Source organism: Bradyrhizobium sp. CCBAU 51627 (assembly GCF_028128765.1).
Lineage (GTDB): Bacteria > Pseudomonadota > Alphaproteobacteria > Rhizobiales > Xanthobacteraceae > Bradyrhizobium.
This window is the reverse complement of the sequence record NZ_LBJG01000049.1, coordinates 1-1039: the sequence shown is the minus strand read 5'-3', so window position 1 is coordinate 1039 and position 1039 is coordinate 1. Positions and strand designations below refer to the sequence as shown.

The following is a 1039-nucleotide window of genomic DNA, read 5'->3' as shown; positions in this document are numbered from 1 at the left end:
TCGCGATGTGCAAGGCGATGCGCGAACTGGCTTCGGGCAATTTCGATGTCGTGCTGCCGGGTCTTGGCCGCAAGGACGAGATCGGCGAGATGGCCGGCGCGGTCGAGGAGTTCAAGGTTCAGGCCGTGGCCAAGGCCGAGCGCGATGCCGCCGCCAGCGAAGCGCAGAACAAGGAACAGGCCGCGTCGCGGCGCTCGGAACTGATCCGCTTTGCCGATGATTTCGAAAGTGCGGTCGGCGCCATCGTCTCCAACGTCTCGGCCTCAGCCGTGCAGCTGGAATCGGCGGCCTCGACGCTCACCCGCACGGCCGAAACAACGCAGAGCCTGTCGAGCCAGGTCGCCGGCGTCTCCGAGCAGGCCTCATCTAACATGCAGTCGGTCGCGACCGCGACCGAAGAGCTGTCGGCTTCAGTCGAGGAAATCGGCCGCCAGGTCCGCGATTCCAGCCGCATTGCCGAAGCGGCGGTCGTGCAGGCCAAGGAGACTGACGGCCGGATCGGTAAACTCTCGCATGCCGCCCAGCAGATCGGCGAGGTGGTCAAGCTGATCACGGCGATCGCCGAGCAGACCAACCTTCTCGCCCTGAACGCCACCATCGAGGCCGCGCGCGCCGGCGAGGCCGGCCGCGGCTTTGCGGTGGTCGCCAGCGAAGTGAAGTCCCTTGCAAGCCAGACCGCGAAGGCGACGGACGAGATTTCTTCGCACATTGCGGGCATGCAGGGCGCGACCGCCGAATCGGTCGCCGCGATCAAGGAGATCGGTGCGACGATCGGCCAGATCTCGTCGATCTCGACCTCGATTGCGAGCGCCGTCGAGCAGCAGGGCGCGGCGACGCAGGAGATTGCCCGCAGCGTTCAGACCGTCGCCCAGGGCACCCAGACCGCGGCAACCGACATCGGTCAGGTCAACCGCGGCGCCGCCGAGACCGGCTCCGCCTCGGAAGAGGTGCTGAACTCCGCCAAGACGCTGTCGTCCGAAAGCGCCCGTCTCCGCGCCGAGCTCGATCGCTTCATGGCGAACATCCGGGCAGCTTAAGG

General features: G+C 66.9%; 1 protein-coding gene. It reads left to right on the top strand.

Features of this window, described 5'->3' with window-relative positions; translation table 11 throughout:
- The coding region (locus XH88_RS25645; RefSeq protein WP_271671031.1) for a methyl-accepting chemotaxis protein at positions 1 to 1037 on the top strand (1037 nt) is incomplete at its 5' end.
- Between the last annotated feature and the right edge of the window lie 2 nt (positions 1038 to 1039).